Source organism: Ligilactobacillus pobuzihii E100301 = KCTC 13174 (assembly GCF_000349725.1).
GTDB classification, from domain to species: domain Bacteria; phylum Bacillota; class Bacilli; order Lactobacillales; family Lactobacillaceae; genus Ligilactobacillus; species Ligilactobacillus pobuzihii.
This window is the reverse complement of record NZ_APCP01000075.1, coordinates 1-22,333: the sequence shown is the minus strand read 5'-3', so window position 1 is coordinate 22,333 and position 22,333 is coordinate 1. Positions and strand designations below refer to the sequence as shown.

The 22,333-nt window shown below is 34.0% G+C and carries 21 protein-coding genes; 18 read left to right on the top strand and 3 right to left on the bottom strand.

Annotated features, from left to right (window positions below; all coding sequences use genetic code 11):
- The first annotated feature begins 244 nt into the window (after window positions 1-244).
- From LACPOB_RS0101105 to LACPOB_RS0101055, 11 genes are all read left to right on the top strand, one after another.
- Window positions 245-2,920, top strand: a complete 2,676-nt coding sequence (locus tag LACPOB_RS0101105; protein WP_017866998.1) for a sigma 54-interacting transcriptional regulator — start codon at window positions 245-247, stop codon at window positions 2,918-2,920.
- Window positions 2,921-3,002: 82 nt separating this feature from the next.
- Window positions 3,003-3,422, top strand: a complete 420-nt coding sequence (locus LACPOB_RS0101100; RefSeq protein ID WP_017866997.1) for a PTS sugar transporter subunit IIA — start codon at window positions 3,003-3,005, stop codon at window positions 3,420-3,422.
- The gene (locus LACPOB_RS0101095; RefSeq protein ID WP_017866996.1) at window positions 3,415-3,894 is read left to right on the top strand and encodes a PTS sugar transporter subunit IIB; all 480 of its coding nucleotides are present in this window, start codon (window positions 3,415-3,417) and stop codon (window positions 3,892-3,894) included. The genes LACPOB_RS0101100 and LACPOB_RS0101095 overlap by 8 nt, the downstream gene beginning before the upstream one ends.
- Window positions 3,895-3,908: 14 nt before the next feature.
- Window positions 3,909-4,718: a PTS mannose/fructose/sorbose/N-acetylgalactosamine transporter subunit IIC gene (locus LACPOB_RS0101090; RefSeq protein WP_017866995.1), complete on the top strand. Its 810-nt coding sequence runs from the start codon at window positions 3,909-3,911 to the stop codon at window positions 4,716-4,718.
- A complete protein-coding gene (locus tag LACPOB_RS0101085; protein WP_017866994.1) occupies window positions 4,711-5,517 on the top strand; it encodes a PTS system mannose/fructose/sorbose family transporter subunit IID in 807 nt (268 codons plus the stop codon). Before LACPOB_RS0101090 ends, LACPOB_RS0101085 begins: the two co-directional genes overlap by 8 nt.
- Before the next feature lie 22 nt (window positions 5,518-5,539).
- The gene (locus LACPOB_RS0101080) at window positions 5,540-6,598 is read left to right on the top strand and encodes an SIS domain-containing protein (protein WP_017866993.1); all 1,059 of its coding nucleotides are present in this window, start codon (window positions 5,540-5,542) and stop codon (window positions 6,596-6,598) included.
- Between the two features lie 309 nt (window positions 6,599-6,907).
- Window positions 6,908-7,396 carry a PTS sugar transporter subunit IIB gene (locus tag LACPOB_RS0101075; RefSeq protein ID WP_017866992.1) on the top strand — a complete coding sequence of 163 codons (489 nt, stop codon included), beginning with the start codon at window positions 6,908-6,910 and terminating at the stop codon, window positions 7,394-7,396.
- Between the two features lie 85 nt (window positions 7,397-7,481).
- Complete coding sequence (locus tag LACPOB_RS0101070; RefSeq protein ID WP_017866991.1) at window positions 7,482-8,252, top strand: PTS mannose/fructose/sorbose/N-acetylgalactosamine transporter subunit IIC; 771 nt, start codon at window positions 7,482-7,484, stop codon at window positions 8,250-8,252.
- A 7-nt stretch (window positions 8,253-8,259) separates the two neighbouring features.
- Complete coding sequence (locus tag LACPOB_RS0101065) at window positions 8,260-9,075, top strand: PTS system mannose/fructose/sorbose family transporter subunit IID (protein WP_026142689.1); 816 nt, start codon at window positions 8,260-8,262, stop codon at window positions 9,073-9,075.
- A gap of 29 nt (window positions 9,076-9,104) precedes the next feature.
- Window positions 9,105-10,196 carry an SIS domain-containing protein gene (locus LACPOB_RS0101060; protein ID WP_017866989.1) on the top strand — a complete coding sequence of 364 codons (1,092 nt, stop codon included), beginning with the start codon at window positions 9,105-9,107 and terminating at the stop codon, window positions 10,194-10,196.
- Between the two features lie 24 nt (window positions 10,197-10,220).
- Complete coding sequence (locus LACPOB_RS0101055; RefSeq protein ID WP_017866988.1) at window positions 10,221-10,934, top strand: GntR family transcriptional regulator; 714 nt, start codon at window positions 10,221-10,223, stop codon at window positions 10,932-10,934.
- A gap of 764 nt (window positions 10,935-11,698) precedes the next feature.
- Here the strand turns inward: LACPOB_RS0101055 and LACPOB_RS11490 are convergent.
- The 3 genes from LACPOB_RS11490 to LACPOB_RS0101035 all read right to left on the bottom strand — a co-directional run bounded on the left by LACPOB_RS11490 (window position 11,699) and on the right by LACPOB_RS0101035 (window position 14,810).
- Window positions 11,699-12,475, bottom strand: a complete 777-nt coding sequence (locus tag LACPOB_RS11490) for a DeoR/GlpR family DNA-binding transcription regulator (RefSeq protein ID WP_017866986.1) — start codon at window positions 12,473-12,475, stop codon at window positions 11,699-11,701.
- A gap of 91 nt (window positions 12,476-12,566) precedes the next feature.
- Window positions 12,567-13,565 carry an AraC family ligand binding domain-containing protein gene (locus LACPOB_RS0101040; RefSeq protein WP_017866985.1) on the bottom strand — a complete coding sequence of 333 codons (999 nt, stop codon included), beginning with the start codon at window positions 13,563-13,565 and terminating at the stop codon, window positions 12,567-12,569.
- Between the two features lie 123 nt (window positions 13,566-13,688).
- Window positions 13,689-14,810, bottom strand: a complete 1,122-nt coding sequence (locus LACPOB_RS0101035) for an NAD(P)-dependent alcohol dehydrogenase (protein WP_017866984.1) — start codon at window positions 14,808-14,810, stop codon at window positions 13,689-13,691.
- A gap of 408 nt (window positions 14,811-15,218) precedes the next feature.
- On the opposite strand from LACPOB_RS0101035, the gene LACPOB_RS0101030 reads away from it, so the two are divergent.
- The 7 genes from LACPOB_RS0101030 (at window position 15,219) to LACPOB_RS0101000 (ending at window position 22,230) form a co-directional block, all read left to right on the top strand.
- Window positions 15,219-16,526 (top strand): MFS transporter, encoded by a 1,308-nt coding sequence (locus LACPOB_RS0101030; RefSeq protein WP_017866983.1) that lies wholly within the window; start codon window positions 15,219-15,221, stop codon window positions 16,524-16,526.
- Window positions 16,527-16,537: 11 nt separating this feature from the next.
- A complete protein-coding gene (gene rhaB / locus LACPOB_RS0101025) occupies window positions 16,538-18,007 on the top strand; it encodes a rhamnulokinase (protein WP_017866982.1) in 1,470 nt (489 codons plus the stop codon).
- Between the two features lie 13 nt (window positions 18,008-18,020).
- Entirely contained in the window at window positions 18,021-18,338 is a 318-nt protein-coding gene (gene rhaM / locus LACPOB_RS0101020) for an L-rhamnose mutarotase (RefSeq protein ID WP_017866981.1), read from the top strand.
- A 23-nt stretch (window positions 18,339-18,361) separates the two neighbouring features.
- Complete coding sequence (locus LACPOB_RS0101015; protein WP_017866980.1) at window positions 18,362-19,633, top strand: L-rhamnose isomerase; 1,272 nt, start codon at window positions 18,362-18,364, stop codon at window positions 19,631-19,633.
- A gap of 43 nt (window positions 19,634-19,676) precedes the next feature.
- Window positions 19,677-20,495 (top strand): rhamnulose-1-phosphate aldolase, encoded by an 819-nt coding sequence (rhaD, locus tag LACPOB_RS0101010; protein ID WP_017866979.1) that lies wholly within the window; start codon window positions 19,677-19,679, stop codon window positions 20,493-20,495.
- Window positions 20,496-20,589: 94 nt separating this feature from the next.
- Window positions 20,590-21,213 carry a sugar O-acetyltransferase gene (locus LACPOB_RS0101005; protein ID WP_017866978.1) on the top strand — a complete coding sequence of 208 codons (624 nt, stop codon included), beginning with the start codon at window positions 20,590-20,592 and terminating at the stop codon, window positions 21,211-21,213.
- A gap of 111 nt (window positions 21,214-21,324) precedes the next feature.
- Window positions 21,325-22,230 (top strand): AEC family transporter, encoded by a 906-nt coding sequence (locus LACPOB_RS0101000; RefSeq protein WP_017866977.1) that lies wholly within the window; start codon window positions 21,325-21,327, stop codon window positions 22,228-22,230.
- The last annotated feature ends 103 nt before the right edge of the window (window positions 22,231-22,333 follow it).

The following is a 22,333-nucleotide window of genomic DNA, read 5'->3' as shown; positions in this document are numbered from 1 at the left end:
GTCACATACGAACAGTGTGATAATCAGTAAAGAAAGAGAATTTGTTAAAAGTTTGAATTATCCAGGTTAGTGTATTTTTCAATGTTCTATAGAGATAAATAAAATTTTTCGAAGAGTGTTTCTATGCCCTTTTTATTTTCTGATTTTTTAGTTAGGCTTGGTGATGATCCTATATAGTGTGCACTTTATACAAAGTAGTGTGCTATAATGCAAGTGAATTGTTTACTTTGAAAGGATGAATGGTATGCTTCAAAAAGAAATGCAGGATTATATTTTGAAACAATCAGAATTATTTTTAAATTCTTTTAAAAGTACTGATGGCTTAACTACTGTAAAGTTAGCGAAACATGAACAAATCGATCGAACTGTAGCAAGTAGATATCTAAATCAACAAGTTAAACAAGGAAAAATGTGTAAGATAAATATTCGCCCAGTAATTTTCATAAAAACTAATTTTTCAGAGATTAGACAAGAGTATAAGTCAATTACTGAATTTCAGAAACATTATTTAAGACTCATGAAAAATTCCGCCTTTGATGAGGTTATTGGCTCGAATGGTGGTTTAAAAAAACAGGTGGATCAAATAAAAGCAGCATTATTGTATCCTGATAACGGGTTACCAGCAATTATTTTTGGTGAATCTGGAACAGGAAAGGGACATTTGGTTAAGAAAAGTTACCAATATGCAATTAATGCTGGAATACTGTTAAAAGCAGCGCCATTTATCATGATCAACTGTGCACAATATGCGGATAATCCGGAACTTTTATCTAGTATTTTATTTGGCTATGTAAAAGGAGCCTTTACAGGTGCTGACAAAAGAAAAAATGGCGTTTTACAGGGCGCTGATGGCGGTATTTTGTTTTTAGATGAAGTCCATCGGCTAAATGCTGAAGGTCAAGAAAAACTTTTTAATTACATGGACAATGGTTTTTTTTCTCCTCTGGGGGATAATAATGAAAAAATTTATAGCTCCGCACGGTTAATATTTGCTACTACTGAAAGAAGGGAAAACTTTTTAGAAACCTTTCTTCGTCGAGTGCCAATTGTTATTAATATGCCAACGTTGGAAAAAAGAGGCCCTACCGAAAAGCGACGTCTAATTGAAATGTTCTTTCTAAAAGAAAGTAAGAAAATTCAAAAGAATATTGTCGTTAGTGAACACGTACTGACCAAGTTAAGTCAACATCGTTATGCTGCTAACGTCGGTGAAGCTGAAAATATTATCAAAAATATGGTGGCCTTAAGCTATTCGAAAAAAGCAAACTCAAATAGCGAAGTTTTAATAACAATAAAAGATTTACCAACAGCATTTCTTTCAAATGAAAAAGCTACACATAATATACCTTCGAACAAAAAGGTAGTTTTTGATTTTAGAGATAAAATAAGTGTTAAGAATAATCAAAACAGAGCAGCAAGTAGGCAAATCATGGATGCATGGAAATATATGCATCAAATGGATATTCATCATGTTTTAGAGCGTGATAAATATGAATATATTGTTAATAATTTGATGAATTATCTATATTTTTCTGTTCTTGAGTCTGAAGATATTCTATTCAAATATATTATTTCTGAGGTAAGAGATATATTGCAGTTAATGCAATATGGAGAAAAATTCTATAATAATAATAATTTACTGTACAAAATTTCTGCTTATATTTACTATCTCCTTGAATTTTCTAAAGAAATACCAGAAACACTTAAATTAAGTAGTAAGGTTAGAAGTCTGTTTTCGAAAGAGTATAAGTTTATACAGAAAATAAAGCCCTTAATGGAGAAACAATTTGAAATTAAGATCACAGATTTAGATATAATTTGGCTTTCAATAATGATTGCTCGTGAAGACTTACCTGTTGATATAATACCAGCTGTTATAATGGCACATGGGTATGCGACAGCTTCAAGTATTGCAGATACTTGTAATGGTATACTTAAATATCCTGTCTATCAGTCAATTGATATGCTCCCATCAGCAAGTTCAGAAGAGATGGTTAATTCTTTGCGTAATATAATTGGCGAATTAAGCCCTACCAATGGTTTAGTTATTTTGATCGACATGGGATCACTAACGCAAACTATCGACAAAATAAAAAGATTTTTTTCCTATCCAGTGTTGGTAGTTAATAAGGTTAGCACCCCGGTTGCGTTGGAAGTTGGTAATTATTTACAACAACATATAGAGTTAAGGAGGATAAATCAATTAATAGGTAATACAAGAGTCGAGTCTACTTTTCATAAACCCTTGAAAAACACTAGAAATGTTATTGTGACTACGTGTATGACAGGTATGGGAACAGCAGAGCAGATAGGAAATTTATTAAGAGAAAGCTTTTCCGGTATTATTGATGTTGAGGTCTTACCTTTTGAGTTTTATAGGGTAAATGAAGACATCAATAAAATTGTAACAGACGGTGCTAATGTAATTTGCATTGTTGGTATTGATGATCCGCAAGTTGAAGGAATTCCGTATTTGGGTTTGGAGGATATTATATCAGGTGAAAAAATTGATGATTTGAAGAAAATATTGTTAAACGTTGCAACGGCTGAAAATGTAAATGTTGCTGAGCACAAAATGGTGAAAAATTTTTCCTTAAGCCGGGTGATGGGGTCGTTAACGATACTTTCCCCTGAAAAGGTTCTTTCCGTTATAGAAGGTTTTTTAAATAATACTGCACAGGAATTAGGAGAATCTATATCTAATAAAAATCAGATAGCTTTGTATGTTCACATTGCCAGTATGATTGAAAGACTAGTTAGGAATCAAGGAATCAAACAGTATCAAGGAGATAATAGTTTGATTGTTAAGGATGATGTATATAGTGTGCTGAAAAAGAAGCTTAGTGTGATAGAGGACGAATTCTTGATTTCAGTAACAGATGCAGAAATTGCGTATATTCGCGATTTGATAACAAAATAAGGTCAGAAAAAGCATGTCATTTTTTTAATGGCATGCTTTTTGCTTTAAGTATCAGTGAAAGAACTTTTGAGGAGGTTGTAAATTGAAAGATATTATTATAGCTACTCATGGACATTTAAGCTATGAGTTTAAGGACACTGTAGAACTGTTTGTTGGAAAGAAAGATAATATTAGATGTTTTGGAATGACCAAGGAGAAAGCAAATAACGCTGCTCAAAAAGAACTGACGGAAATGATAGGTGATTCTGATGAAGAGCAGCTAATTGTTTTAACTGATCTAATGGGAGGAAGCCCAGCTAATATTTGTGCTGAATTATTGATGGAAGGGCATCGCTTTGAATTACTTTCAGGCTTAAATTTGCCAATGTTATTGACTTTGCTGACACAGGATAGTAATGGAATATCCGCAAAAGAATTAGTAGGAAATATTTTGACTGAGGGGGCTGATGGAATAATTGATATAGGTGACGTAATTAGAAAGGAGTTAATAGACAATGATTAAACTTGTAAGAATTGATGAAAGACTTATCCATGGACAAGTAGCTATTGGTTGGACGTCCGCAGTTGGAGCAAATACTATTTTAGTTGCAAATGATGAAGCGAAGAACGATAAGATCAAAGCCATGGCGTTAGATCTTGCTAAGCCTAGTGGTTCAAAGTTATATATTCGTAGTGTTGAGGAATCAGGACCGATAGTTGAAAAGTTTGCAGGTGCGAAAAAAGCACAAGTGATGGTATTAGTGAGAACTATCGGAGATGCTCTTGTGTTAGTTGAAAATGCTAATGGAGCAATAAAAGAGTTAAATGTTGGTGGACTTAAGTTTGAAGAGGGAAAGCACAAATTAAATGATTTTATTTCTGTTTCTGACGAGGAAATCGAGCAATTAAAGAAAATTTCTTCAAAGGGAGTTGAGTTAGATTTTAGAATGTTACCACACGATAAGAAAGAAACTCTGGATGAATTGTTGAAGTAAGGGGGTAACAAAATATGGTTCAAGCTTTATTAGTTGGTATAATTGCCGGTTTAGGTATTTTAGACGAACGTTCATTTGGGGCAATTCTTTTTGGAAGACCAATTGTTTTGAGTGTTTTTGTTGGTTTGGTTTTAGGTGACGTTAAGCAAGGAATTATAATTGGTGCGCAGCTTGAACTTGTATGGATGGGCATTGCAGGGATTGGAGCTTCCACGCCACCTGATTATGTAACAGGTGGGGTTATTGGGACGGCTCTTGCAATTATATCGGGTAAAGGTATCGGTATTGCGCTTGCTATTGCTGTACCGGTTGCCGTATTAGCTCAGTCGTTGGGAATATTGGTTAGAGTTATTAATTTATATTTTTCTCATAAGGCTGATGAGTATGCTAAACAGGCAAACTTTAAAGGAATCGCACTCATGTTGTGGATACCAGCTGTATTATTTTTCCTCAGTACTTTCCTTCCTGCTTTTTTGGCTATGTTACTCGGTGCAGGACGAATCGAAGCTTTGGTTAATGCAATACCAAAAGTTTGGCTTGATGGCCTAACAGTAGCGGGTAATTTATTGCCAGCAGTTGGTTTTGCGCTGTTATTGGATATGTTGTACTCGAAAAAAATGGTTGTTTTCTTCTTTTTCGGTTTTTTGTTAACGGCATATATGCACTTAGATGTTACCGCGATTGCTTTACTGGCTGCTTGTATTGGTATTATCATTAATTTCTTTATTAAAGATGATAATGGCAATGGTGGCTCCGATAACCAATTAAAGCAAGATGATGGTAATACAGATAATCTAACGGAAGGAGAGATCGATTTTGAATAAACGTTTATCAGGTAAAGAAATAAGATCGGTTTTTTGGCGGTCCTTTGCTCTTCAAACTGCGTTTAACTTTGAAAAAATGCAAAATGTTGGTTATGCATATGCAATGATTCCTGTTGTTAAGAAACTTTATAATAAAGAAGAAGAGCAGTCTAAAGCTTTAAAACGGCATTTGGCTTTGTTTAATTCAACTCCGGCTGTGACACCAATTATTATGGGAATCAGCGCTGCGATGGAGGAGGAAAACGCTAATAATCCTGAAAGCTTCGACTCTTCTTCAATAAATGCTGTAAAAGCAGCGTTAATGGCTCCCCTCGCTGGTATTGGTGATTCTATATTTTTTGGAACGCTAAGAGTCATTGCCGCAGGTATTGGACTATCTCTTTCAAAGCAGGGAAATATTTTAGGACCGATTCTTTTCTTACTGATTTATAATATTCCGCACTTTCTATTGAGAATTTATGGTTTAAAATATGGTTACAAATTTGGAGTAAATTCATTAAGTGAAATTCAAAAAAATGGGGTGATGGACAAGATAATGTCAGTTGTGGGAATAATTGGAATGATGGTTGTTGGAGCAATGGTTTCAACAATGTTAAAAGTATCTACACCTCTCAAGTTTAATATGGAGGGTGCTAGTGTAAAATTACAAAGTATTTTTAACCAAATTATGCCTGATTTACTTCCACTACTGTTTACTTTATTGGTTTTTTATATGATCAGGAAAAAGGTCAGTGTTACTAAGTTAACCGTCTTTATTTTGATCTTCGGAGTATTAGCACATGTAATTGGTATATTATAATATTTACTAGGAGGAATATATTATGAATTTGATTCAAAATTATTTGAAGGAAACACCGATGCAACTGGGTAAAATTGTCGAAGGAAGTCAAAGGTTGTTTGATTCAGTTGTAAAAAAGGATATTAAAAAGATTATTATCACTGGGTCAGGTACAAGTTATCATTCAGGACTACAAATGCAACAAATTATGCGTGTGAAGAGTGGTATTTCCGTAAGTGCAACTTATCCATTTCAAGTAACTCCTGAGATTTTTGATGAAGATAGTTCTAGAACATTATTTATTGGAATTTCGCAAGGCGGAAGTAGCTTATCCACCTATGATGCAATGGAAATTGCTAAGAATAAAGGCTGTATTATCGCTACTATGGCTGGGGAAAAAGATGCTTATATCGATCAATTAGCTGATGACGTCTTAACTGTTAATATCGGTGAAGAAAAAGCAGGAGCTAAAACAAAGGGATACTACGCTACCAAGGTAAATTTGTTGTTATTAGCTGAATATATTGGTGTTGAAAATGGCCATCTTTCACAATCTGACTTTGATGCGGATCAAGAAAGCCTGAAAAAGACTTTTGAAGAATATCCTATAGCATTGAACAGGGCATTGAAATGGGTAGAACAAAATAAAGAGGATTTAGCTAAGGCGGATAATATTAGAGTTGTTGGCCCCGGACAACTGTATGGAGACGTTTTAGAAAGTGCCTTAAAACTTCTCGAAACATGCCGTATACCAGTAACTGGCTACGATTTTGATGAGTTTATTCATGGTATTTATAATGCTATTGACGAAAAATCGACAGTGCTATTCATGGATGATGGATCAGAACCAAGAGTAGGTAAAATAGTTGAAGTGTTAGGTCAATGGACGGATCGCCTGTATGTTATAGGTGTTTCAGATGCAGAAGATAGCCACAAGTTTGGTTATGATGTTCAGGTACCTAAAGATTTTCAAACCTTTGTTTTTCCTTTGGTATTTCAAGTAATGGCTTCTGTTTTACCTGAATTAAAAGGAGTGGATCCAAGTCAACCGAAGGATCCTAATTTCCATCAAGAGTTAGGAAGTAAAAAATATAATTACTAGAACAAGTATTTTTATGAACCTTTTTTGACGAGATACAACACAAAATAATATATAAGCAGAAAGCGCCTAGTCTTCACTTTTGAAAATTAAAAGTGGAGACTTTTTTGCGTGATTCCAAGTTTTTGAGCTAGAAGAATTATTTTATCGAAAAAATATTGTTGCAATGTTTTGAACTTTTTATAGTGTAATTAAAGAAGTTCTTATGGTTACATTAAATTAAATTTAAATTAAAAAAAGGTTGCAAAATGCTTTTACGTGTCTATAATATGTTTTAAAACGTATTATATTTTATTGAGGAGGTAGATTTTTATGATAGTTGCAATGCATATGGATGATCGTCTTGTCCATGGTCAAGTGGTAATGACATGGTTACCTGAAATACAAGGAGAAATTGTATTGGTAGCCAATGATGATGTTTTTGAAGACAAAGTACGAAGAAGTACTATGAAACTGGCTATTCCAAGCGGTATAAAAATAGCTTTTCGCACAATTGAAGGGGCAGTTGCCTTTTTAAATGATCCTAAGTATTCTTCTAATAGAATCATGGTCCTAACTAATAATCCTCAGGATGCAGAAAAAATATGTCAGTCAGTTTCAGGAGTTGAGAAAATTACGATTGGTGGGATTCGGAAAAATGCACCAATGATCCATGATAATTTGAATTTAACTGAAAAAGATGTGGATTGTTTTAAGCGTATTATCAATTCAGGTGTTGAAGTTGGCATGCAACCGACACCGAACCATCGATTTGAAAGCTTAACAAGGATTTTTAATAAAAATTCTGGCAATTCTAAATAAATATTAATTTGACTAATTAAACTGTTTGAGTATTAAAATTTTTGACGTTTTGATTTTCATTTGAACGGAAAAGAGGTTGAAACTTATGGTTCAGTCATTTTTAGTGGCATTAATTGGTGGGATTGGTCATATTGACGAACGTATTTTTGGTATGACAATGATCGAAAGACCGCTGGTCATCTGTACGTTAGTAGGATTGGTTTACGGCGATCTGAAGACGGGATTGATTTTAGGGGCACAAATCGAATTGCTATCTATGGGCATTGTTGGGATCGGTGCTAATGCAGCTCCACCTGACGTAATTTTAGGGGGCGCGTTAAGTACTGCGCTAGTTTTGCAAACTGGGACTGACTCCAAGTTGGCTTTAGCTTTGGTTATGCCTATCGCTGCTTTTTCTATGGCGACAAAATATATTACGTATGTCCCACTAAATCAGATTTTAAGCCAAAAATCATTGGAAGCAGCTAGCCGGGGAGACACTAAGACAATGGAAAGAAATCAATGGATTGGATTGTTTGACTATTTTATTTTTCCATTTTTGATTGGCCTTGTTGGGATGCTTTTAGGTGCCCCGCTGTTTAAATCCTTAGTAGCTTACATACCAGATTGGTTAACTGGTGGTTTCGAGTTAGCATCAGGCGTTTTGCCAGCACTTGGTTTTGCTTTACTGATGCAACTTACTTTTACTAAAAAATTTGCACCATATTTATTTTTGGGCTTTATCTTAGTAGCATTTTTTAAACTAACAAATATTGGAGTAGCTATGGTTGGTGGCGTAATTGCTGCCCTGATTTTACTGAATGGCAATGATTCGAGTGATAACAATGAAGGGGAGGTAGAAGATAATGAAATCTAAGGACGAAATGTTTAAAGGAAAGAAATTATCTCGAAAAGAGTTAATGGCTACTTTTTGGAGAGCATTCTTATTACCAGCTTGCTATAGTATGGATAGAATGCAAGCACCTGGATTTGCGTATTCAATGATTCCTGTATTAAAAAAACTGTATCCCAATAAAGAAGATTTAGGAAAAGCGCTAACCCGGCAATCTGAAGTTTATAATACTACTTACGCAATGTCACCATTTATTTTAGGAATAACTGCTTCAATGGAAGAAGAAGCGTCTTCAAACCCGAACTTCCTTGTTTCGACAATTAATAATATTAAAGTTGCTTTAATGGGCCCATTGGCTGGGATCGGAGACACTTTCTTTTGGGGAACATTCAGGGTTATCGCTGCTGGTGTGGGAACAACCTTGGCCTTAAAAGGAAATATTCTGGGCCCGATTTTGTTTCTCATTTTATATAACATTCCACATTTATTAACACGGTATTACGGTCTATTTTTAGGTTATGATCTTGGAAGCAAGGCAATTGATTCACTGTCCAGTGGGGGCGGTTTTCAGAGAGCAACAAAAGCTGCTTCAGTTATGGGTTTGACCGTGGTTGGAGGCATGATTGCCTCAATGGTAAATATTAAATTTGATTTTGTTTTTAAATCAGGAAGGACGACCTTAGATCTGCAAAAGATAGTTGATCAAATTTGTCCTGATATTTTACCTTTAGCTGTAACTTTTTTTATGTATTGGTTATTGCAGAAGAAAAAAGTGAAAACGTCTTGGATCATGATTGGTTGTTTTGTTTTCGGAATTTTATTTAAGTATTTGGGAATTTTTAAATAGTATTATTTTTTAATTGGAGGAAATTTATAATGACAAAACCCACAATGTTAGATTATATTAACGAAACTAAGGCTATTTTATTGGATATGTTGAATAAGCGTAATGAGACATATAATGAATTTGCGGATGTCTATACTGCTAATGTAGGAAAATATAAAAATATTTATTTGATTGGCTCTGGCACTTCTTTTAATTCGTGCATCACTGCTCAACCTTTCTTAGAAAAAATTTTGAATAAACACGTAGTTATTATTAATTCGTATAATTTCGCTCATTATGAAGAGTTGGTCACATCTAATGATTTAGTAATAGCTATTACTCAAGAAGGGGAAAGTACAAATACTATTGCAGCACTTAATAGAGCGAATAATTTGAATTGTGACAATTTTGTAATTACTGAAGATAGAGACAATTCATGCTCAAAAGTTGCGCAACATAAAATTGTTCTGGCTTGCGGTTTAGAACATATCGGTCCTAAAACAAAGGGATATAGCGCTTCTATTCTAACTTTTTATTTAATAGCGTTGGAAGCAGCTAAAACTGCAAAAGTTATCACTGCCGAAGCTTATTCTAATTATATTTCACGAATTGAAAGGGTTGTTGATAATCTGGACAACATCATTGAAGAAACTAAAAGTTGGTTTGATCTAAATAAAGAAGACCTTGAAAAATGTGACCACGGTTATATTTTAGGATATGGAATAAATAAAGGAACTATCATAGAAGGAGCTTTAAAGAGTTTAGAAACTGTTAGAGAATATTTCCAACCTTTTGAATTGGAAGAATTTTTACACGGTCCAATTGCCTCCATGCACGATAACACTTATACTATAATCATAGCTCCTAGAACCTATGGGTATGAAAGAGCAAGAAAACTATACGAATCTTTAGATTCTCAGAATGCTCATTCGTATTTGGTCAGTGGCCGACAAGAAACAAATGCTGACCATGTACTAAATGGTTCTTTTATAAGTGATGAGGACTTTAATCCGCTTGAATATTGTATTCCGTTGCAATTATTCGCATATTTGTTATATACATCTCAGGGCAAGGATTTGGAAGTTAGAAACTATCCAGATACAAAAGAGGCTTTAACTACTAAAGCTAAAGATGTACAGTAAATTAAGGTAAAGTAGGTTTCTTAGATGAAAGTAAAAAATACGTTGTATTATCAAGTGATGCTTGAGTTGAGAAAGAAGATCGATGATGGTGAGTATCCTGCCAACTCTAAACTTCCTACAGAAAAAGAGTTGCAAAAACTTTTTGGAGTTAGCAGAGTGACATTACGTCAAGCGATAAATTATTTGTCCGATGAGGGAGTTATTGAAAAAATACAAGGTAATGGAAGTTATGTTAGAAATCCTCCCAAGGTTAAAAAAATGTTGAAGTTTAATACATTAGAAGGCTTTTCTACTACTGCTAAGAAGAATGGCTTTTTTCCATCGTATAAAATAATAGAATTTCAAGATATAATTCCCTCTAGGAGACTTCAAAGGATTTTCGAAATCAAAAGCGCTGCTCACTTAAATATTAAACGGATTTTATTTTTAGATGGGCAACCTGCGATCGTCGATGATAGTTATATTCCAACCCCCTTTAGCCAGGGATTAACAGAAGAAAATGTTCGCGATTCCCTTTACGGAGCCTTAAAAGAAAAGTCTGAAGCTAAACAGTTATTTCCTAAAGAAACTTTCGTAGGTGCAATTGAAGCAGACAAGGAATTGTCTGATTTACTTGAAAAACCCTTTGGGTGCGCTCTTTTGGACGTTACTAATACTCTGGTAAATGAGAAGGGGGAAACGATTCAGTATAGTGAGGAGTATGTTGATCCAGAAATTTACCAAATCAAAATTAGATAATTAAAATGTCCTTATCTGTTTTATTGGGCCTTTGTCAAATATCCTAAATTAAGAGGTATCAAGATTGTTGTTACAATCTTGATACCTCTTTTACGTGTACCCGGCATAGAAAGTAACCAGGTTATGAAAGTCCGCTGTGAGCCGTAGTGGTTAGTATCACGAGGCGAAGGCAAGGGTGTCTATCGTGAGGCAGAGCCCTAGACAAAGCACCGAATTGATGTACAAAAAGTGGCTAAAGAGCTGAAAACGGAGGGATGAGATTGCGTAACAATTTGAAATTCTCAACCACTCGAAACCGTAACAGTAAAGCCAAGGGTTGGATGCGAAAGCTACTGTTTGTTGCTCACCAGTCATTTATTCAGCTTCCAACAGTTTATATTCTGGTATTTTTTGGTCAGACGGATGTATTTTGGGAAGAAGAATCTATGTAAGAGTTTTTTTGTACTCATTTTTGTACCTTAGTTACTTATTCCATCTTAATGAAAAAGTGTGAGTGAATTAAGGAGTTCATTTAAGAGGCCTTAAAGCAAACTTTGAAACTAGTAGAATTAAACTTAATTCTGAAATGAAAATTAAATTAGTGTGTAATGTAAAGAATGAAATAATGATTCTAATATATTGCCAATTATTATTAATGTAATAACGTACATCTGAAATTATAATTTAAATGAACTATTGCAAAAGTGTGGTGTCGATTTACATGAAATCGTCATTTCTGCTAATATATCTGGTGGGTATTATTGCAAGAAAAAGTGATAGATACACTACTTTGTAATAATAAGATTTATACCATTACTTTGAATGTTTTCTGTAATTTTTTTGCTTGGTAATTGATCGGTTATTATAGTATGTATATCCTTGTCATTATAATCACACAATAAAATATAATCGTTTTTTGTAAATTTAGAATGGTCCACTAAAAGTATTGTTTGGTTTGAAACTCTAATGGCAGTTCTTTTTAAAAGGGTCTGATTTTCATCAGACATATATATACCATTTTCATCGAGTGAACTACATGATAAAAATGAAACGTTTGGGCGATAATTAGTTTTTAAGTCTTCAAGTGCTCTAGGCCCAACAATTGAGTTTGAACGATAAGAAACTTCACCCCCGATTACAGATAAATCAATACCTTTTAACTGATTTACTTCAGAAGCTATATGAATATTATTTGTGATGACATGTATGTTGCTTTTTCCGGAAAAGTACCTAGGTAAGAAAGCTAAAGTGGAAGATCCATCTAGAAATATTGCAGCACCATCTGTAATTATTTGTGCAGCTTGTTTGCAGAGTTTCTTTTTTATTGCTTCATTTTTGTCTCTTCTAATTGCGTAAGTGAACTCGACATTTGAATTTTCAAGTAAACTAACATATCCATGCGTGTGTTGAATTGAATTCGTATTTTCTAATGTAATTAAATCTCTACGTAATGTTGAAATACTAATTTGCATGAGTTGTTGTAATTTTTTGGTACTCAGTCTCTTGTTTTTCGATAATAAATCAATTATCTTTTTGAGTCGTTCTTCTTTAGTCAAATTCATAACGTAGTTCCTCCATTAAAAGACCTTCTATATGTTATTTTATCTCAATTGTTGGATGTTAGCTATTCTTTTTTAAAAGGTAAAGGTATTATTACATTTCTTTATAAGATGAGCTGGTGTTATCACGTTTTTCAGCTGGTGAAACTCCGTAGAAGTTATGGAATTTTTCATAAAAAAAGTTTTTATTTTTTATACCTACATGTTCGATTATTTTATTTATAGGGAGAGTGCTAGATTGTAGTAAATTGTTTGCATTGATTAATCTTTGTTTTGTTTTCAAGTCTGAGAAATTGCTTTTCGTATATTTTCTTATCAAGTTACCGATATATTCTTTATTATATCCAAATTTGTTTGCTAATTCTTCTAATGTAATGTTTTTATAATTTTCATCTATTTCTTTTAGACATTTAAAGATGAGTTGTTCCTGTTCATTAGGAAGCTTAACAGTTGGTATTGGGTGATGTCGTAGTATTTTTGAAATTAATATTTCTAAATAAGCTTCAATAATGGAATTAGAGAAGGGTTCTTGTTGATAATATTCTTCTATGATAGAATTCATTGTTTTTTGGATATCAGAATTTTGCGGGAAAAAAATAAAATTACTTTTGGTTTTTTTCCCTAATGATATATTTGATAAGAAATCATATGTTAGGCTGTTTTTGCTATGGATCTTATTAAGAAGATCGAATGATATATTTTTATCTCTAAACAAAAGGTTTATGAGTATATCATCTTCTCCAAGTGATTCGATAGAATGACTGCATCCTATATTCATCAATAAGATGTCACCTTCACGTAAAGTAAGTTCTTTGTTGTCTACAGTTTGTTTACAAGTACCTGAAAGCATATAGTTTAATTCTAAAAACTTATGAGAATGTTTGGGATAAGGAGCGAATCTATTGTGTTTACTAATGTAAACACTATGGTATTTAAAAAAGTAATTATTCGTTAAAGAAGGTACTCCAGTTTGTTTTTCAGTTTTCTTATCTTGCGCGGCTAAAGGCATGTCATTAATAAATTTATTGTTTTTAAATTGTTTTTTCTCGATATCATTCAAACATTTCAGTTTTTTGAATACTGTAGGATTCATATGCAGTTTCCTTTCAATTTCTAGCGTTTTTTACTTTTTCAAGAATATTATTAAATTAACAACAAAAAAGCAACTCTTCTATGAGTATAATTTCACATAGAAGAGTTTGCTTTGTCATAGTTATTAATTGCCTGGAGTGTAATCGGAATCTATGATTAATACTGGCTTAATAGTTTTCCCGCAAACTGAATCATGGTTTGCTTTATTGATGTCTGAAAACTCATAAAATTTTTCTGTTTTGTCAAAATCGAATTGTCCTTGCTTATAAAATTCGATTAAGCGAGGGATATCAATTTGTGGAATGGAGTCCCCCATATTAACTCCCACAATTTTTTTATCATCTACACAAAGCTCATTCCAAGTTGATAATTCTATCAAATGTGGTGTTACAGCAATAGCGGCACATGTTCCACCTTGTGCTAAAGATGAAATGCTGCTTTTTATGACAGTAGGAATACCTGTAGTATCAATGGTCCAATTTACTCCATAACCATTAGTTAAATCTTTGATTTTGGCTACGGGATCCACTTCATTGCTATTAACTACATGAGTAGCTCCAAGTTCTTTCGCTAAATCTAAACGTTCGGGAACTATATCTACTGCAATAACTTTGGTACAACCTGATATTTTTCCTGCCATCATTGACGCTAAACCAACAGCACCGGTTCCGAAGACAGCAAGGGTATCTCCTGGTTTCGGTTGTAAAGTGTTAAATACAGTCCCGGACCCAGTAACATATCCACATCCTAAAGGGCCCAACTTCCGTAAGTCTAAATTTTTATCAACCTTTACAGCATTACGTTGGTCAACAACAGTTGTGGTAGTAAAAGACGATTGATTGAACATATTTGAAATATTAGATTTTCCCTCTTGAAATTGATATTCACCATCAGCTCTTACTCCAGATAAATTGTAGTCTGCATAATTACGGCATTGTGTTGGAATTCCCTTCAGACAATTGTCACATATGCCATCAGCATAAAAAGATAAAACCACGTGATCTCCTATGTTAAATCCTCTAACTTCATCACCAATATTTTCCACAATTCCAGCTCCTTCATGACCTAAGATAGCTGGATATCCTACGGAAGCATCACCTTTTCTTATTGCTTCATCTGAATGGCAAATACCACTTGCAACCATATGGATTTGTAAGTCAGTGGGACCAATATCATGGAGTTCTATATCGTTTTTTATTGTAAATGGATCTCCTTTTTTGTTTACAACAGCAGCACTAATTTTCAATTTAAACTCACTCCTTTTAAATATTAGAAAAACTCTTTCAGCAAAGATTATGTCACTAATAATAAAAAAAATCAACAAAAACAATGTGAAATAAATAACTTTAATTGTGGTTTCACCTGTCAGAAGTTGACCATTGTTCATGAATTTATGGATATTTTTAAAGCCCTATACTCTATAAAGCTTTTGTTAAGCGGGAAATAAACGTAGGATTTATTTTGAACATTTATTCGTATATTGTGAAATAAAAACAAAAAAAATTAAATAATAAATGTAAACGCTGTTATGAATGTTGTTAAATGATACCGATGTTGTTGGAATATGTTATTGACCCTTTCTGGCTAACTTGGATAGAATAAATGTGAATTAAAGTAATCGATTACAAAAATAAATTAAGAGGTGTTTATAAATATGGCAAAAAATTCGCATGCATCCACTTGGGCAGTTTCCCTTACAAACTTTTTGGATTCTGGATCAATCGTTGCAGGTGCTGCTGGGTTAACTTTGTGGCAAAGAGAATTTACATTGAGTAGCTTTGCAGTTGGCTTATTAGGGGCTTTAAGTGCTAATGCTTTTGGGTCAGCTCTAGGAGCGATTATCGGTGGTACTTTATCCGACAGGTATGGAAGAAAAATGATCTATACCTATGACATGCTAGTATATATGGTTGGGTGTCTTACTATTGTTTTTTCTATTAATTTCCCTATGCTTTTAGTTGGATTTTTAGTTACAGGAATGGCAGTTGGTGCTGGGGTCCCAGCCTCTTGGACATACATTGGTGAGACTTCGGATGATAAAAATCGTGCTCATGATATTGGAATATCGCAATTTTCTTGGTCGATGGGTCCAGTTTTTATCTTTATTTTAGCTAGTTTATTGGCCCCTCTAGGATTAATGGGTAATAGGATTCTGTTTGCCGTTTTAGCAATTATTGCTTTCATTGCATGGACGCTTCAAAGAAAATTACCTGAATCAGAGAGTTGGGTTAAACAAAAGAAAATTGAAAAAGCATCTGGTATTAAACCTCACCCATATAAAGAGCTCTTTTCAAGTAGCATTTCGGTAAAAAGTATCTTATTTCTTTGTGGTGTTTATGTATTTTGGAATTTAGTCTCTGGAGCAATGGGTTTCTTTATGCCATATGTTTATGAAACAGTTGGTGGTTTGAATAATTTACAAGCCAATTTGTTGCAAGCCTTACTCTGGGGATGTACAGCTCTTTCTGGGTATTTTGGCTTTGCTCTATACGGCGATAAAATCAATCATCGTGGATTCTTTTTTACTGGCGCACTTATGGCAGTGATTTCATGGGTTATTTTAACGTTTATGGGGTTTGGTTGGACCGCATTGCTTTCCTTCGTGATTATTTGGGGATTATCTGCTGGTATTGGTGCTCAAGCCTGGTACTCATTATGGGCGGTAGAGCTATTCCCAACTAAATATCGTGCTGGCTCTCAAGGCTTTATGTTTTTCATTGTACGAGGAACTGCCGGAGTTTGGTCAATTATTTTCCCAATGATCCTTACCAGTTTAGGCTTTAAGGTAGCAGGTTTGTGTATGATTGCATTGCTCGTTGTATCATTGTTAATAGGTACAATTTGGACACCTAAAACTCGTGGGAAATCGTTGGATCAAATTACTGAGGAACGTTATGGTACAAAAAAAGTTAACAAAGTTGATTCTTTAGGACAAAGAATTAATTCTAATAAGAATGTTTAGGAAGTGAAGATATGGCAAAAACTTATGTTGCAGTTGATATTGGTGCTTCTAGTGGGAGATTGATGTTAAGCCATTTAGAAAATGGAAAGTTGAAATTGGAAGAAATGCATCGCTTTAAGAATGGCTTTTCAAAAAAGCAGGGTTTTGATTGTTGGGATATTGATCACATTCTAAAAGAAATATTTATTGGTTTAGAAAAAATAAAGAGCGCTGGCTATGACAAAGTTAATTTGGGTATCGATACATGGGCAGTTGATTATGTTCTAGTCGGTAAAGACGGAGAACGTATAAAGGATCCTATCTCATATCGTGATGAGCGGACTAAGGATTCGATAAAAAAACTAACTACTGATGTATCAAAAGAATATATATATCAAAAAACTGGTATTCAGTTTTTGGACTTTAACACACTTTATCAACTTTTTGAAGAAGATGAAAACCTATTAGCCAAAACTGATATGATTTTAATGATTCCTGACTATATTGCTTATGTTCTTACTGGCGTGGCAGTTACTGAAGTTACAAATGCATCGACCACACAAATGCTGAGTTTAAGAGAAGGGTTATTTGATGATAACTTACTTGAAAAAATTAACGTAAAGCGAGAACAGTTTCCTAAACTTGTTGATCCTGGAACAGATTTAGGTTCGTTAGATAATAAGTGGTATTTAAAATATGATCTGCCAGAAGTAAATGTCACCACAGTTGCGACTCATGATACTGCTTCTGCAGTAGTCGGCACGCCAGGCTTAGGGCAGAGATGGGCATATTTAAGTTCTGGTACATGGTCTTTAATTGGGGCAGAATTAAATGTCCCTGAAAACGGGAAACTTGCCTTTAAGTATAATTATACTAATGAATGGGGTGCTTACGGAACTTACCGTTTCTTAAAAAATATTATGGGCTTATGGATTATTCAAAATGTTAAGGAAGAGCTAGGTAATAAGTATAGTTTTTCTCAGTTAGCAGAATTAGCAGAAAAGGAGAGTCCATTTCAACAATTTATTGATGTTAATGATGAACGTTTCCAAAATCCGCCTAACATGATAACAGAGATTCAAGATTATTGTCGAGATACTTCCCAAAAGATACCAGAAACTCCTGGAGAATTAGCCATGGCAATTTATTCGAATTTGTCACTATACTATGCTAACGAGTTAGAGATTTTAGGGAATATTTTAGGTTATAAGATTGAAACTTTGAATATTGTTGGTGGCGGTTCTAATGTTCGGATTATGAACCAATTAACAGCAGATATAGCTGGAGTTGATATTTATGCAGGCCCATCTGAAGCTACGGCCATTGGTAATATTATAGTTCAGATGATTTCGCAAGGTGAAATTTTAAATGTTTATTTGGCTAGAAGAATCGTTGCAGATTCATTTTCTGTGAATAAATGTTCACCTCAGGGTATTTCTCTGAACGATAAACTAAATGAGTATCAAAAGTTTTTAAAGAAAAATACTATGTCAACAATATAAAGGGGGGATAAAGATGACAGTTAGATTAGGACAATTAATGCACGTTTATCCAGATCAATATGAAGAATATGAGCGACGTCATAATAATTTGTTTCCAGAAATGCGCCAAGCATTAAAGGAGGCGGGTGCTCACAACTACTCAATTTTCTTAGATAAAAATACTGGAAATTTGTTTGCTTACCTAGAAGTAGATAATATTGAAAAATATAATCAAATTTCAAATTCAGAAGCTTGTAAAAAGTGGTGGGCTCATATGGATTCAATTATGGATACTAATCAGGATCAAAGTCCAGTCACTTTCGATTTAAAAGAAGTATTTCATTTGGATTAAATTAAAAAAGGAGAGTTTTCGTTATGGTTAAATCTGAAAATGTTGAAAAGGCGTATCAAACAGCAAAAGAGCGTTATGCTGAATTAGGTGTGGACACTGAAAAAGCTATAAAACAATTAGAGAAGGTGAAACTGTCTGTTCATTGTTGGCAAGGGGACGACCTTAATGGTTTTGTCAACCCTGAGCAAGAATTAACAGGTGGTATTGGTGTTAGTGGTAATTATCCCGGTATTGCTAGAACTCCTGATGAGTTGACTGATGATCTTCACGAAGCTTTGTCTCTTGTTCCAGGTAGTCATAAAGTGGCTGTGCATACACTTTATGCTGTAACTGACAAGAAAAAAGACTTTGATGAAATAGGACCTGAAGATTTCAAGTATTGGGTTGATTGGGCAAAAAAAGAAGGGATTGGATTAGATATGAATCCTAGTTTCTTCTCGCACCCAAATTTAAAACAGAATTTTACCTTGGCAAGTCCTGAAAAGGATATCAGAGATTTCTGGGTACGTGTCGGAAAACAATCTAGAGCCATTTCAAATTATTTTGGTAAGGAATTAGGCCAACAATCTGTTAATAATTTTTGGATGCCAGATGGGTTTAAAGATAATCCAATTGATAAGTTAAGTCCCCGACTACGTATGATTGATGCACTTGACGAAATTATTAAAGATGGAAGTTATGATGAAAAGAATACAATTGAAGCGTTCGAAGGTAAGCTCTTCGGTACAGGTGTTGAATCATATACGGTTGGGTCACACGAATTCTATGACAATTATGCTTTAACGCGTGACAAATTATGGACAATTGATGCTGGCCACTTCCATCCGACAGAAGATGTTTCTGATAAATTTACGGCATTTTTACCATTTGGTGGTAAAGGGTTAATGTTACATGTTTCTCGTCCGGTACGTTGGGATAGTGATCATGTTGTTATTTTCGATGAAGCACTGCAAAGAATTACACGTTCATTAGTTCGTGATAATCTACTTGACAAGACCAATATTGGTTTAGATTTCTTTGATGCAACTATTAATCGTATATCAGCCTGGGTAGTGGGTGCTCGTGCTACGCAAAAAGCATTATTACAAGCAATGCTTGCTCCAATTGAAGATTTAAAAGAAGCAGAATTGCATTTTGATTTCACAAAACGATTGGCAGTTACGGAGGAACTCAAGTCTTATCCATTTGGTGCAGTTTGGGATGAATTTTGTCTTCGAAACAATGTTCCTGTTGGTACTGACTGGTTAAATGAAGTTCGCCAATATGAAAAAAATGTTCAATTCAAACGTAATTAGTGAGGATTTATAATATTTATTTGTAATCCTAGGAGGAGTTAAAATGGTTAGTTTTGGTGATTCAAAGTTTGTCAAAAAGGTTTGTGGAATAACTCAAGCTTCGTATCAACATGGTTGGGACGAACGTAATGGTGGAAATGTTTCTTTGCGCTTAACAGCAGAGGATTTAGTTGGCTTTGATGACGTTTCTGAAGTAAAACGTACGTTAGATTTGGGGTTTGATGCAAAAGTTTTGTCCGGAAGTTATTTTCTAGTGACTGCAACCGGAAGATATTTTAGAAATGTAATTTCACAACCTGGTTTAGACTTGGGATTAGTGAAAATTACGGATGATGGGCAACATGCAGATTTATTATGGGGCTATGAAGATGGCGCCAAACCAACATCGGAATTTCCTAGTCATTTAATGTCTCACATTAAACGTTTAAAAGTCGATCCTGAACAAAGAGTTGTGATGCATTGTCATCCAACAAATGTTATTGCATTGTCGTTTACGCATGAGCTTGATGAACGAAGTATTACACGTTTATTATGGAAAATGCAAGCTGAATCTTTGGTAGTCTTTCCGGAAGGGGTAGGTATTATTCCTTATATGACTCCTGGAACAAATGAAATTGGTAAAGCTACTTCTGATAAAATGTCTGAGTTTAGGACTGTTATTTGGCCACATCACGGTATTTTTGGTACTGGGGACGATTTAGATGAAGCTTTTGGGCTAATTGAAACTGTTGAAAAAGCAGCTGCGATTTATTCTCAAATTTGTGCTCAAGGTGGAGAAATAAGACAGGAAATTACCGATGAACAATTAGGAGATTTAGCTCATGCTTTTGGTGTTGTAGCAAGTCCGAAATTCTTAAGTTAGAATAGGTTTTGTAAATTTAGGATATTGGGGCGGTTTATGGTTTTTAAACGTAAACCGTCTTTTTATAACAATAAATTTTTAGGAGAGGGAATAAATGACAACAGAAAAGGAAAAATTCTTAAACGGTAATCCTTATTATATTATGGATCCAGAATTAGCAAAGGATGAAACCCATGCTAGAAGGCTATGTAAACAGTTAAATGAACTTGACGATGAAAAAAGTCTTGAGAAGGATACTATTATACGAAAACTTTTTGGTTCTGTTGGTAAGATGCCGTATGTACAACCTAATTTTAGATGTGATTTTGGTTATAACATTCATGTTGGTGATAATTTTTTATGTAACTACGATTGCGTTATTTTAGATATTGCTCCAGTTAATATTGGGAATCATTGTTTCATGGCACCAAAAGCTCAAATTTATTCGGCTGATCATCCTCTTGATGCAAAGTTAAGAGGTCAGTATATTGGGACTAGCAATCCTGTAAGCATCGGTGACAATGTTTGGCTTGGTGCAAATTCAGTGATTTTACCAGGAGTTACAATTGGAAATAATGTTGTTGTTGGAGCCAATTCTACCGTTACAAGTTCAATTGGAAATGATGTTATTGTAGCAGGATCACCAGCGAAGGTTATTGGTAAGAATAGACCTGTTGAATGTGAGAAAAATCAGATTTTGTCAAAACACACAGGGGATAATGGGAGACCCTTAAATTGATTAAGTCTAGAAAGTGGTAAATTTTTTATTGCAATAATTTTAAATAATTGGTTGGATACGTAAAGTAATCAGACAGTAATTTTTTGAATCCAATCTAAAGGAAGACTTATTATGACGGTGTTTATACAAGTTATGTTGCCAGTTCTTTTAATATTTTTTACAGGCTTTATTTTTCAGAAATTTTTTTATTTAGATATTAAACCATTATCGACAATTGCTATATATTTATTATTACCATTCCTTGTTTTTCAAACTTTCTATAGTGCAAACTTAAATAATAGTTTTTCGATAGTTGTTCTAGTTTCTACTGGAATAATGATAATTTTAATTTTGTTAGGAGTACTGGTCGGTAAAATAATAGGATTTAATAAAAAGAAGATGAATGCTTTTCTTCTTTCGACTGTTTTTCCAAATAGTGGAAACTATGGTGTTCCCATTGTTCTTTTTGCTTTTGGAAATAAGAGTGTTGAATATGCTATGACAATAATGGTGATTCATAATATCCTGATGGGTGTTGTTGGTGTGTATATTGCTTCATATGGAGATGTTAAAGGACTTGAGGGAGTGAAGAAAGCTTTATTGGCGATTTTTAAACAGCCAATGAACTATGTTATACTTCCGGCGATTTTATTAAATTATCTTAATTGTAAAATCCCTAACAATATTATGGGAAGCATAAAAATTATTGGAAATATAACTATTCCCTTGATTATGATTATTTTGGGGATGCAATTAGCAGATACGAAAATCAAAAAAATTTCTTGGTTAGATGTTTCTTTAGCGTCTTTTTTTAGACTAATTATTTCCCCTATTGTTGCTTACATGATCTGTATATTGTTTTCATTAGGGCATATGCTTACAACGGTTATTGTTTTAATGGCGGCTATGCCTAGTGCGGCTAATACGACGATGTATGCTATACAGTTTGATACTGAGCCTGATTTAGTGTCAACTTGTACTTTAGTAAGCACCGTGTTTAGTGTCTTTACTTTAACTTTTTTGTTAATAGTATTATAGCTTTTAAAGGGGAGATTTTAAAATGAAGTTAGCCAATTAAAAAAATTAACACAAAAAACGCCATAGTGGCGAAATATCGTTTATCATATTAGTTACCACACAA